This is a genomic window from Paenibacillus sp. AGC31 (genome assembly GCF_057334655.1).
Window position 1 is genome coordinate 276,121 of the sequence record NZ_JBHFJH010000024.1, and the last position, 13,095, is coordinate 289,215.

General features: G+C 46.8%; 11 protein-coding genes. All 11 read left to right on the forward strand.

The window, feature by feature from the left end; all coding sequences use genetic code 11:
• Positions 1 to 1,100 precede the first annotated feature (1,100 nt).
• The 11 genes from ACE04G_RS08995 (at position 1,101) to ACE04G_RS09045 (ending at position 13,010) form a co-directional block, all read left to right on the forward strand.
• Positions 1,101 to 1,490, forward strand: coding sequence for a GntR family transcriptional regulator (locus ACE04G_RS08995; RefSeq protein WP_449005261.1), 390 nt, complete (start codon positions 1,101 to 1,103; stop codon positions 1,488 to 1,490).
• Positions 1,483 to 2,385, forward strand: a complete 903-nt coding sequence (locus ACE04G_RS09000; protein WP_047841850.1) for an ABC transporter ATP-binding protein — start codon at positions 1,483 to 1,485, stop codon at positions 2,383 to 2,385. The genes ACE04G_RS08995 and ACE04G_RS09000 overlap by 8 nt, the downstream gene beginning before the upstream one ends.
• The gene (locus ACE04G_RS09005; protein WP_449005262.1) at positions 2,360 to 4,387 is read left to right on the forward strand and encodes a hypothetical protein; all 2,028 of its coding nucleotides are present in this window, start codon (positions 2,360 to 2,362) and stop codon (positions 4,385 to 4,387) included. The genes ACE04G_RS09000 and ACE04G_RS09005 overlap by 26 nt, the downstream gene beginning before the upstream one ends.
• Positions 4,388 to 4,675: 288 nt before the next feature.
• A complete protein-coding gene (locus ACE04G_RS09010) occupies positions 4,676 to 5,779 on the forward strand; it encodes a hypothetical protein (protein WP_449005263.1) in 1,104 nt (367 codons plus the stop codon).
• 80 nt (positions 5,780 to 5,859) lie between these two features.
• Entirely contained in the window at positions 5,860 to 6,879 is a 1,020-nt protein-coding gene (locus ACE04G_RS09015) for an alpha/beta hydrolase (RefSeq protein WP_339307137.1), read from the forward strand.
• 52 nt (positions 6,880 to 6,931) lie between these two features.
• A complete protein-coding gene (gene nikR, locus ACE04G_RS09020) occupies positions 6,932 to 7,465 on the forward strand; it encodes a nickel-responsive transcriptional regulator NikR (protein WP_339307139.1) in 534 nt (177 codons plus the stop codon).
• 284 nt (positions 7,466 to 7,749) lie between these two features.
• A complete protein-coding gene (locus ACE04G_RS09025; protein WP_339307141.1) occupies positions 7,750 to 9,408 on the forward strand; it encodes an ABC transporter substrate-binding protein in 1,659 nt (552 codons plus the stop codon).
• A 42-nt stretch (positions 9,409 to 9,450) separates the two neighbouring features.
• Positions 9,451 to 10,446: an ABC transporter permease gene (locus tag ACE04G_RS09030; RefSeq protein WP_449005265.1), complete on the forward strand. Its 996-nt coding sequence runs from the start codon at positions 9,451 to 9,453 to the stop codon at positions 10,444 to 10,446.
• A complete protein-coding gene (locus ACE04G_RS09035; protein ID WP_449005266.1) occupies positions 10,443 to 11,450 on the forward strand; it encodes an ABC transporter permease in 1,008 nt (335 codons plus the stop codon). Before ACE04G_RS09030 ends, ACE04G_RS09035 begins: the two co-directional genes overlap by 4 nt.
• A gap of 2 nt (positions 11,451 to 11,452) precedes the next feature.
• Positions 11,453 to 12,409, forward strand: coding sequence for an ABC transporter ATP-binding protein (locus ACE04G_RS09040; protein ID WP_449005267.1), 957 nt, complete (start codon positions 11,453 to 11,455; stop codon positions 12,407 to 12,409).
• The gene (locus tag ACE04G_RS09045; RefSeq protein WP_339307149.1) at positions 12,399 to 13,010 is read left to right on the forward strand and encodes an ABC transporter ATP-binding protein; all 612 of its coding nucleotides are present in this window, start codon (positions 12,399 to 12,401) and stop codon (positions 13,008 to 13,010) included. Before ACE04G_RS09040 ends, ACE04G_RS09045 begins: the two co-directional genes overlap by 11 nt.
• The last annotated feature ends 85 nt before the right edge of the window (positions 13,011 to 13,095 follow it).

Genomic DNA, 13,095 nt, shown 5'->3' on the forward strand with positions numbered 1-13,095 from the left:
TGTGTAAATGTATAGTCCAACTTATATAAATGGAATTCGGGCATGTATTTGTCCACTACAAAAGGACATTCATCTTAATTTTGTCTTTCAAAGAGTGGACACTTTTCTTAAAAGATACTATATCCATCCAGGAATATGAAACACTACATATAGATGTTTTCAGATATAAAATTAAAAATGATCTATATGTAGAATATCAATTCCGAAGTGCTTTCTCATGTCCGTGTCCACCCTTTGAAAGACATATCTACAATATGTATGCTCAGTGCGGACAGCACGAGTTGGCCCTCCAAACGAACAGATAAACGACTAAAAAGGCTGAAGACTGCCCCAATCCAATCAACGCTAATCATATATCGACCTTCGGATGTTAGACCAACAGACCAAACGAATAACGGGCCCAGTCTACACTCGACCACTGCATAGTAGCTCATTTGTGCAAAACCGAATTTAAGCAAATACACAGTTTTGCTAACTCTGATAAGCTACCTGCTAAACAGCCACTACTGTGCAGACAATAGGTCTATAACGCAACGCAACACAACATATATAACGAATAACAGACCTAACAATCAATCAGATTAAACGCGCACAAAAAAGTAACAAAGACACAGTGATCACTGAACATAATTTTATCTCCATCATAACGGAAGGGGAAAGACCTGAACAACCTTGGCATGTAATTCTGTCAAAAGTGGTCAAGCAAAAGGTTTTGGGTAGCCGTATCACTTCAAGTAGCCACATCTAGCCACATCGCTTCAGATAGCCGTTTTGCTTCACTTCATGTGAACGCCACCCTGATCATGCCGCGTCCTAAGCCGGAATGAACCTGCTTCCCCAAAATACATATGTCATTTAAACCATATAACCTATCTTTATTAACGTACTCCCAATAAAACAAGAAGTCAAAGTCAACGGTTGACAATTCGATTTAACTGTATTAATAATAGTAGTACAGTTAATACACATAAGAGTTGAATACGTACAGCTGTACAGCTTAGGTAATGCCTTTCTACACCCAGATAACTACACATACACCTCAGATACAGTCATTTAAAACCCATAGGTTATTTCACACATTTACAGAAAGGAGGTGCGGGATGTTCGAATTAGATGTACGCAGCCGTAAGGCGATCTACGAGCAACTTGTGGACAAAGTCAAAGAAATGATCGTATACGGTATTCTAAAGCCCGACGAGCAGCTTCCTTCCGTTCGTGCGTTATCCACGCAGCTGACCGTGAATCCAAATACGATTCAGAAAGCGTATCGTGAGCTTGAACGTGAAGGTTACATTTATTCTTTGCAGGGAAAAGGGAGCTTCGTATCATCGTCAGTGGAACATCCGAATGAAGCCATGAGAGATGAGATCAGAGAGTCTCTGGTGAAGTTGATTGCAGAAGCTTCGTATTCCGGTTTAACCAAAGCGGATATGAGGCTTTTGTTTGAGGAAGCGATGGCCCGTATAGAGAAGGAGGAGCCTCATGATTGAGCTGAATCAAGTCGTCAAAGCATTTGAACAGGAAAAGGCAGTGGATGGCGTAACGATGCACATACATAAGGGGTCAATCTATGGTTTGCTCGGTTCCAACGGGGCAGGCAAGACATCGCTGCTCAAAATGATGGCTGGCATTTATCGTCAGGACAGCGGGACTGTTCGTATCGAAGATAATGAGATTTATGAAAATATGGACCTCAAAGGCCGCACAATTTTTATGGCAGATTCGCCCTACTTTTTCCCGCAATCTTCAATTACTCAAATGGCTGCATTTTATCGTTCTGTCTACCCGCGCTGGAATGAGGAGCGGTTCAAGCAACTGGCCACCGTATTCAAACTGGATGTAAAACGCAAGCTGCATCGTATGTCGAAAGGCATGCGCCGTCAGGCAGCCGTATGGCTGGGACTTAGCTGTATGCCTGAAGTGCTGCTGATGGATGAGCCGATTGATGGCCTCGACCCGGTCATGCGCCAGCAGATCAAAAACTTGCTGTTCCAGGAAGCAGCTGAGCGTCAAGTAACTATTGTTATCTCGTCGCACAACTTGCGTGAGATCGAAGATCTGTGTGACCATGTGGCGATTATGCACAAAGGCCGAATTATTGTAGAGAAGGATCTTGATGATCTGAAGGCCGATACGCATAAAATCCAAGTCGCATTCCGCCACCCGGACCATGCCAAAGCCATGGATGAGCAGATTGATATTTTGCATGAAGAGAAACGGGGAAGTGTATCCCTGTACATTGTCAAAGGCAACCGACAACAGGTAACGGATCAATTCCGTGTACATGATCCGTATCTGCTGGATGTACTGCCTTTGACGCTCGAAGAAATCTTTATCTATGAAATGGAGGACGCAGGGTATGATATTCAACCGATTGTTCTGTAACCGGGGCATCCTGATCCAAAATTTCAGACAGCATGGATGGATAGGCATTTTATATCTCATCACATTGTTGTTCTCACTTCCGTTATATATCGCTACCGAGTACAGGGATGTGCCACAACAGATTACAAGTTTGTTTCAGGCTAATGGTGAAGTGCAGATTTTGTTCGCCATTACACTGCCGGTAGCTGCGGGTATCTTTCTTTTCCGCTATGTTCAATCCGGTGCACCTTCGGATCTATTTCATAGTTTGCCGTTACGTCGTAAACATCTGTTAACGGTGAATCTGTTGACCGGATATGCCATGATCCTGATTCCAATCTGGATTACAACTGCGATTACCGGCTGGGTGTGGGCGGTACTGGATCAACCGGCTTTTCTGTTCGATGGCAGTACGATCTGGATGTGGGGCTTGAGCATGAGTATCTACTCGCTGTTTATGTTCATGCTAACTGTGGCGGTCGGTATGTGTATCGGGCAATCTGTATTACAGGGGCTCACCGTGTACGCGCTCCTATTGTTACCTGTTGTCGTGTGGTTCATTATGTCACTTCATCTCCAACATTATTTGCTCGGATATGCTTATGATAAAGTAGGCATTAATGCGGAGAAACTCTCACTTGTCCTGCGTGTGGGTTCGATTAGTATCCTCCCTGTAATCCGTCAGGAATTAATTATCTATGGGATATTTGCAATCCTGTTTATTCCTCTAACTTATGTGCTTTATGCGAAGAGACAGGTTGAATCTGCTACTCAAGCAGTTACGTTTAAGCTTATAAAACCTATATTCCGCTTTGGATTGATGTTTACATTGGTTCTGATTGGCGGAGGTTACTTTACAATGATTGCTCCAAGAGGATCAGCTGGATGGGGAATCTTCGGATATATCCTCGGAGGAATTGTAGGTTATATCGTTGCCGAGATGATTATTCGCAAAACATGGCTGATCTGGAGCAGCAGGCTGCTACCCAAGTTGATTCTATATGGTATCATCGCTGGTCTGATACTATACGTACCTATTGCCGACTGGAATGGATACGCCGCTCGAGTGCCTGAAATGAGCAAGGTGAACAGCATCAAGCTTGGTGGGGAGAGTTATACCTACAGTAACGGTGTCAGTCAGAAAAAGGGCGATGCTCACCTCTATTCTAATGATCCGGAATATATTGGGGCAGTTATCGCTCTTCATCAAAAAATCGTGGATTCCGATCTTCCTTTACTGAATGATCCGATCAATACAGGTATGCGTAATGATGAGTATATATTTATTAACTACAAGCTGGATAACGGCAAAGTGATGAAACGTAAATACTATATTCCAGAAGCCGAATTCCATCAGGAATTAATGGCTCTGAAACAGTCCCAGGATTACAAAAGAGTCGCCTTTGAAACGTATAAGCTGGATGAAGATGCATTAAGTTTCGGCATTCGCTCTGCCATAAGTTCATACCGGAAGGTTTATATTAGCAATCCGGAGCAAGTCCGTGAGTTCAAAGCATTGTTGAAACAGGACATTTTGGATCAGACCTATGAAGAACAGCGCTCCCCGTGGCAGTCGTTTGCCTACGCGGAGATGAATCAGGATTCGTCTTCAAAAGATCCATTTCAACCGAAAGAGATGTGGAATTTTGAGATCAAACCTAGCTATGATCGGGTGTTGACTTGGCTGAAGGAGAACAAATTATACGATCAGTTGCTTGTCCAGGCAGACGAGATTGTCTCCGCTCAGTTTGTGAAGCAAGAGATCAACAGTCCGGGTTCGCTTCAGTGGGCCACTCCGCAGTCAGAATATATCGATGGGAGTCTTAGCATCAAGAAGCAGGTCGCGACCAAAAACAAAAAAATCATTAGCGATCTACTCAATCGTCAACGGTCGGGTTATCTAACAGAGAAAGATACCATCTATCAGATCAAGTTGAATGTAACTCGTGGCGAGAACATCTATATGATGCTGAAAGAAGAGGATCTGACCGAGGAAATGAAAGCTATTTTGGTCAATCAATAAGCTGAGCTGTATCAGTTGTTAACTATAAGCGGGAAGGGTTCTCCCGTTGATTGAAGGGCAGATATTAGAACAGTCAAGCTAGCACGACTTGACCAGATACAACGAATGGAATATATTAGAAAAATGAAAGGTTCGAGCAACTCGTTCAATCGAATCTCATATGGAACGGCTTATGAGGGAAGCACCCGTAAGAGCAGGCAAATGCCTGACTTGCGGGTGCTTTTTTGTCGTTCGCTGATTTCGTTGGCTATTCTGCTAAATATTTTAGAAGAAAGGGTGTAGAGACGCATGCAAACAGAAGCATGGAAGGAAACGATAAATGAACAGGAGGCCATGGTATGTTGTTCCCTATTGGAACGATCAAGCTCTCATAACTTCATAGAACATCACGGTTTAGTAGAAGAGAAGAAGGGGCGACAGCATATCGAAGATATAGCTACAGAAGATATCGCTTTAATGGAGACGAGTGACATTTTATACCCTTCTCCAATAGCAGGTAGCCCTAGTCAGATGATGGGACAAAGTAACGTCCGGCGGCGTCAATTCCCATCATTCGCTCATCTTATTTTCAGATCACGCCTGCTTATAGGGCTTGTGATTCTGTTCAGCGCAAGCACGATCTACTTTGCTTCTTCAGTCGAGGCAGCGGGCATAGATCTTGGCGTAACCGCGCAAAAAGCATGGGACTCCGTTTTGAACAAAGCCGATGCACAAACCAAGCTAACGTTGAAGCAAGCGTACGAGAAAGTGGGGAACTGGAAGACACAAGAGCAGGTTTGGGAACAAAAGATAAAGACACTTCATGCCACCAATACTGCGGAATTGGAGCGATTACGTGTAGAAATAAGACAAACCGATGATGCGAAGGTCGCAGCTCTAGCTGAAAAGGTAAAGCAAACCCAAGCCCGATATGAACCGCTATTCGCCCTCTATAGTTCAGTCAATCGACAGTTGGATGCAGCCAAAGCCATCAAAAACAAGGAATGGAGTACAGCAATCCGCACTCAGGCAGAGACGTTGAGACCCGTAGTGAAGCTTGCCAGAGAAGACATCCGGATCAAGAAAAAGGAACTTGCCGAAGCACGTAAACGGAAGAGCACTGAAATAAAACGTTTACGAGCTATGCTAGCAGGGGCCGACTCCGCGAAGAAACAGATTCAAACGGCTAAAAAACAGACGAGTCTGGCAAAAGAACGATATGCAAACGCCCTGCAACAGTTCAAACAGAGTACAAAACAAAGCCAAACGTCACGTGTACTCAGCTCATTGAACACCTTGGCGTCTGCAGCAGAGAAGTGGGCAGGCACAAAACAACATATCCACACACTGGAGCAAAAAGTATCCACTACGTATGTGAAAGTCAGACAGGAAATCGCCAAGAGACCCAAATAAGAGGAAACCCGGTCCTCTCCGCAACGTACACAACTTTAGGTGTAAAGACGCTTCGATGATGATGGAACGAGGTGGAACTATTGCAGTCCAAGTTGGAAACGAAACGTATGGGGGCCAAAGGTTTTAAACGTAAACGTTACTGGATTCCCAGCGTTGTACTAATTTTGATCATAGGTTTTATTGGGATTGGTACACAATGGACACCCAAAATAACAGTATTTTTATTAAAATCATTGATTGAAATTGCTAATCCAGACACTAAGGACACTATGCTCTCGGAAGGGATAACTCGTGTTGCGGATGTACCCTATGCAGACGAAGGGCGTAATGACAGTACGCTGGATATCTATTATCCTTCCGTAACATCGGAACCTTTGCCTGTTGTGTTGTGGGTTCATGGTGGTGGATGGGTCTTGGGTGACAAAGAGGACATCGCAGATTATGCCGTACAATTAGCCAAGCAGGGTTACGTTGTGGTCAGTATGAATTATGCGCTCGCACCGGATACGAAATATCCCACTCCCGTGATCCAGACGAATCAGGCTTTGACTTACGTGAAGAACCATGTCAGTGAGTATCAGGGTGACCCAAAAAAAATATTTCTCGCAGGCAATTCGGCAGGTGCCCAGATTGCAAGTCAGACTGCGGCAGTGGTGACGAATCCTTCCCTCGCCAAACTGATGAATATAACACCAGCCGCCCAGCCGGAAGAGTTGCGTGGAGTTCTTCTATTCTGTGGTCCTTACAATCTGAGTACAGTAGCGGAAACGGGATTTCCGCTTATACGGACATTTCTCTGGTCATATACCGGAGTCAAAACATTCGAAGACTATCCACGTCTGCATGAAATGTCGACCGTGCTTCAGGCCACAGCAGCGTACCCGCCTGCATTTATTACCTCAGGCAATGATGACCCATTGACCAGTCAATCGATTGAGCTGGCACAAGTATTGAAGCGCCTTGATGTTGAGGTGGAAACCTTGTTTTTCTCAAACTCATCAGAGAAGCTGGGACATGATTATCAATTTGATCTGGAGAGTGATGCTGGACAACAGGCGATACATTCGGCAGTACGATTCATGAAACAGTATAGTCGATGAGCAGACAAGTCTGTGGTACACTCGAAGCAAATGAGGGCGCAGGAGGAGAAGTATGGCAGATAAAGAAGATTTGACCCGGTTCGGGGTGGCGTTTCCTACACCTCTAATTGAGCAGTTTGACCACTATATTGAGGAACAGGGATACAAAAACCGATCTGAGGCTTTCCGTGATCTTGTTCGCAAAACATTACTGCAACCTTCTGCATTACAATCCGACCAGGATGTGGCAGGCACCATTGTGATGGTCTACGATCACCATATCAGTGATCTTCCCATTCGTTTGATGGAGCTGCAACATGAGGCGCATCATGACATCATTTCCAATATGCACGTGCACCTGAACCATGACCAATGCCTGGAGGTAATTGCCGTACGGGGTAACCTGGAACGATTGCGTCATTTGCATCAACAGATCCAGGTACAAAAAGGTGTTTTGTATGCGGAGCTGTCTGTGACTTATGTGGATGAACTCAACAAACTGGCTCATGCTCAGAGTCGTCAGGATGGCAATCCGGATCAAGGCCTGGATCACAATCACAGTGCGGGTCAGCATGGTCACAGCCATCATCATCGATCTGCGGAGTAAGACAAATACGAGTGTAATTTCTATGAAAATATAACAAATCTAAAAAAACAGATTATTGGTTAAATGCCAACGTCTGTTTTTTTTGTTTGTTATAATACCTGACTTTATAGAGAGCTACAAATGCTCGGTTATATAACTTTTTAATTATTAATTCTGTAATTTGAAAAAATATGGATTATGAAGTTAACTTTGTTGACATATGATTTATGTTTTGTGCTACAATTTCTCTAAAAAGTAACACGAAAAAGTGATTGCAGCACAACTTTAGAGGGGGAACGACCAGAATGGGCAGATTTTCATGGAGATGGGGAAAACGAAAAGTTAGAACAGGATTAGGCATCTTGCTTGTATGTTCCATTGGTTTATCAGGTTGTGCACAGGGCACAGCGCCAACAGCTTCATCAGTAGAGGATGGACGATCAGGTACAGCCTTAACCAAAGACGAATTGGTGCTGGCCGTTGGCACCGAGCCGGAAGGCGGGTTTGATCCAACAACCGGATGGGGGCAATATGGGTCACCACTTTTCCAGAGTACCTTGCTGAAGCGGGATGCCAAGCTACAACTGGTTAACGATCTGGCTACCGCATACTCAGTTAGTGAAGATGGGCTGACCTGGACGGTTACACTCCGGAATGATGTAAAATTCGCTGATGGGGAGCCACTTACGGCTGAAGATGTAAAATTTACGTTTAATACGGCTGCTCAGAGTGGGTCTGTGATTGATTTGACGAATATGGCTGATGTGCAGGCACCCGACGATAGCACGGTTATATTCACATTGAAGTCGCCGCAGTCTACATTCATCAGTCTGCTGACGACACTTGGCATTGTACCTGAACACGCCTATGGCGCTGATTATGCGGAACATCCAGTCGGATCAGGACCGTACAAGCTGGTTCAGTGGGACAAAGGACAACAGGCTATCGTTGAAGCCAATGAAGAATATTACGGTAACAAGTCTGCATTCCACAAACTCACCTTCCTCTATCTGGATGAAGATGCAGCCTACGCCGCTGCACAGGCAGGTACGGTGGATATCGCTGCTATCCCGGCAGCGTTTAGCAAGCAACAGGTGAATGGCATGAGCTTAGAGGCCGTGAAAACCGTAGATAACCGGGGCATCATGTTCCCCATGCAACCTGCTGGTGCCAGGTCGGGCGAGGGTCTTCCCGCAGGGAATGATGTGACATCTGATCTGGCGATTCGCCAAGCGGTGAATGTTGTGATTGATCGTAAGGCTTTGGTTGAGGGTGTACTGGAAGGGTATGGTCGTCCGGCTTATTCCGTTAGTGATGATCTGCCTTGGAGTAATGCGGAAGCTGTATTTACGGATGCCAATCTCGAAGAAGCGAGGCAGATTCTGGCCGCTGGTGGCTGGGTGGATGCGGATGGTGATGGTATCGTCGAGAAAAACGGCGTGAAGGCCGAGTTCAATCTGCTTTATTTTGCAGGTGATTTAACAAGACAATCTCTGGCACTGGCTGCTGCGGATATGGTAGCCCAGGCGGGAATCAAAATCAATGTTGAAGGCAAAAGCCGTGAAGAAACAAAAAAGCTGGCTTTCTCCAACGCTGTGTTATTTGGTTGGGGCAGTCATGATCCACTAGAGACGTATAACCTCTATAGCAGTACTCATAAAGGAGAAGGGTATTACAATGTGGGGCTGTACAGTAATCCTGTCGTGGATTCTTGGATGGACAAAGCCCTTCAGGCAACAAGTGAAGAAGAGGCATTGCCGTTCTGGCAGAAAGCGGAATGGGATGGAACAACAGGTTTCAGTTATCAGGGTGATGCGCCATGGGCATGGCTCGTAAATATAGATCATCTGTATCTGGTTACGAATGGACTGAACATTGGTGAGCAGCAGATCCATCCTCATGGTCACGGCTGGCCGGTGACAACCAATCTGGAGGAATGGTCCTGGGATAACAGTACAAAGTAGGAAACGTACCGGTAGCTTTAGCCTGAATTGGGGAGAGATTGGATGACGGACAGGAATGGATGGGCCAGATTTGTTGGTATTAAAATGTTGCGACTTGTATCTTTATTGGTTGGAGTCAGTGTGTTGTCTTTTATATTAATGCAATTCTCTCCTGTGGACCCGATCGAAGCCTACATTGGTGGAGACATGATCAGGGTAAGCGCCGAACAGCGCAGTTTAATCGAAGAACGTTGGGGATTGAATGAATCTCCCGTGGAACGATTACTAACCTGGGGACAAGCGCTGATTCAGGGAGATCTGGGGACATCAATGATTTACAGACAGCCTGTAGCGGATATTATCCAGGAACGGTTCATGAATTCTGTTGCGCTTATGGCTGTGGCTTGGATATTATCCGGCATCATTGGTTTCACTCTTGGTGTAGTTGCTGCCATGAGACGGAATTCGAAGCTGGATCGCCTGATCTGTTGGTATTGTTATACGCTGGCTTCCACGCCGGTATTCTGGATTGCGCTGTTGCTGCTGATGGTATTTGGGGTGTGGCTTGGATGGCTTCCAGTTGGCCTTGGGGTACCCGCAGGAATGTCAGCTGATCAGGTCACATGGGGAGATCGAGCTATTCATATGATTCTGCCAGCGTTGACCCTCAGCTTGACTGGGGTAGCTTCGATCGCTTTGCATACCCGGCAGAAACTCACGGATGTACTCGAGTCAGATTATATTCTGTTTGCGAGAGCGCGGGGTGAGCGTGGATTTCAGCTGTTCCGTCGACATGGGTTCAGACATGTTGTTTTGCCAGCCATCACGCTGCAGTTTGCTTCGTTCAGTGAACTGTTTGGTGGGGCTGTGCTTGCAGAACAGGTATTTTCATACCCCGGCCTTGGTCAGGCAACGGTTCAGGCGGGGTTGCGTGGAGATGTTCCACTGCTGCTTGGACTTGTGATGTGCAGTGCAATCTTTGTTTTTACAGGTAATATGGTTGCAGACATTCTGTATCGTATGATTGATCCACGGATGAAGGAGGAGCTGATGTCATGAAGCAGACGGTAGAACGCTCCTCCGAACAGACGGCAGAAACAGCCGAAGCACAGAAAGTGAAAACTGCGAATCAAGAGGTACGGTACAACATTAATACAGGGTCTCTACAAGCTGAGACTGGAAAAGGAACAGGGACAACACGCCAAACGAGAAAAGATTATACGGCTGCCAGAGACCAAAATTTCCGAAACCCTCGCCAAAGAGCGGTGATCTGGGGAAGCCTCGCGGTGATCTGGATTGCTGTTGTGTGGTTGACGGGCAGGCTTCTTCCGGCTGGTTCTACGCTGACTTCATTAATGGATCGGAATATGGCTCCAACCTGGGCGCATCCATTTGGCACGGATTGGCTCGGAAGAGATATGTTCATGCGCACGTTAAAAGGATTGGCAACCAGCATTCAAGTTGGTTTGCTTGCAGCTTGTGGTGGCGGACTGATCGCACTACTGCTTGGTCTGGGGGCGGCTTCTAGCAAGGTTGCTGACCGGGTAATCTCATGGATCATCGACCTGTTCCTGAGTGTGCCACATCTGGTATCGCTGGTCATGCTGGCCTTTGTATTCGGTGGAGGTCTGGCAGGAGTGGCGGCAGCGATCGCGCTGACGCACTGGCCGAATCTGGCACGGATTGTAAGAGCGGAGATGATTCAGCTAAAATCCGCAGAATACATTCAGATTTCACACAAGTTGGGTCAATCGCGGTTACAGATTGCGGTGCAGCATATGCTGCCACATCTGGTCCCGCAGCTGTTCGTGGGTGTACTGCTAATCTTTCCCCATGCGATTCTGCATGAGGCAGCCATTACGTTTCTGGGGCTGGGATTGTCCCCACAACAACCGGCCATCGGAATTATTTTGTCAGAGTCGATGAGATATTTATCTGCTGGCATGTGGTGGCTCGCCTTTTTCCCGGGACTGGCATTGTTGCTGGTTGTTCGTGCGTTTGATGTATTGGGCAACAGTCTGAAGACATTGACGGGTACAGGTAGTTCAAGGGAGGTGAGGTAAATATGGCTCTGCTTGATATTGAGGGAGTGTCGGTGTCATTTCGGCGCGCTCGTGGTTGGTTTGGGCATGAACAGACGTATGTCATTCAGAATCTGGATCTTTCCATAAACGAGGGCGAGATCGTGGCTGTTGTAGGCGCAAGTGGATCGGGTAAAAGTGTGCTGGCGCAGGCCATTATGGGTATTCTACCTGCCAATGCCAGGTTGGAGGGGTGTATTAGCTATAGTGGCGAGCCTTTGACCCCGGAGCGGCAGCTTCATCTGCGTGGTGATGAACTGATGTTGATTCCACAATCCGTCAGTTATTTGGACCCGCTGATGAAGGTGGGAAGGCAAGTTCAGCCGGTGACCCTGGATTTGGGACGGAAGCGTAGGTTCATGAATCAAACTCACTTGAGAAAGACGGAGCAGGAGCTGACGGATCGTTATCATCTACCTCGGGGAACAGCCGGGAAATACCCGTTTGAGTTGTCCGGAGGTATGGCAAGGCGGGTGTTGATGGCTACAGCGACCTCCGGTCAGCCGAAACTGATCATTGCAGATGAGCCGACACCAGGCATCCATCCCGAAGTGCTGGCCGAGACGATGAAGCAATTTCGTGAGCTTGCAAATCAAGGCGTAGGTATCCTATGGATCACCCATGATGTCACGACATCCCTGACAGCAGCCGATCGCATCGCTGTATTTTATGCGGGGACCAATGTAGAGACGGCGCAGGTGGATGATTTTAAAGGGAATGGAGAATGTCTGCGTCATCCATATACAAAAGCGCTCTGGAATGCGTTGCCGCAGAACGGATTTCAGCCACTCCAAGGCTCCCAGCCGTTGGCAGGTCAAGAGATCACCACAGGCTGTGCATTTGCTCCCCGATGTAATGCAGCAACCGCTGTATGTATCGATGAACGTCCAGAGCTTCGTAAGGTACGGGGCGGAGAAGTGAGGTGTTTCCATGTCACTTGAAGCACGGGAGGCAAGTTATCGTTATGATCAGAAATCATGGGTATTCCAACAGATGAACATACAGGTGCAACAGGGAGAAGTGGTTGGCTTGTGGGGACCAAGTGGCTGTGGAAAAACAAGCCTTGGACGCATCCTTGCAGGATATGCCGAACCTGTGGCAGGGCAAGTGCTACTGGATGGGAGACCACTCCCTCGTACAGGAGTATGTCCGGTTCAGCTGGTGTTCCAGCACCCGGAGAAAGCTGTGAATCCACGCTGGCGAATGCGTCGTGTACTCCAAGAGGCAGCTGTGCAAGATGAGCAGTTGCTCGAAGCTTTGGGTATTCAGCAAACCTGGTTGGACCGCAGACCGAGTGAATTATCCGGTGGAGAACTGCAGCGTTTCTGTGTGGCGCGAGCACTCGGTGCATCGACACGTTACGTGATCGCAGATGAGATGACAACGATGCTGGATGCGATCACTCAGGCACAGATCTGGCATACCGTGATGGAAGTGGCTCGCCAGCGTGATCTGGGATTACTGATCATAAGCCATGATCGAGATTTGCTGAACAGGTTATGCGACAGAATGACACCGATGCCGATATCGATGTCACTGTAATTTTAATTATGTTCAATAAATAAAAAGATTGAATACAAAAGGGTGCCCCTTGTGGAGTCGTTGACCATGAATGTGAGTCATGGAC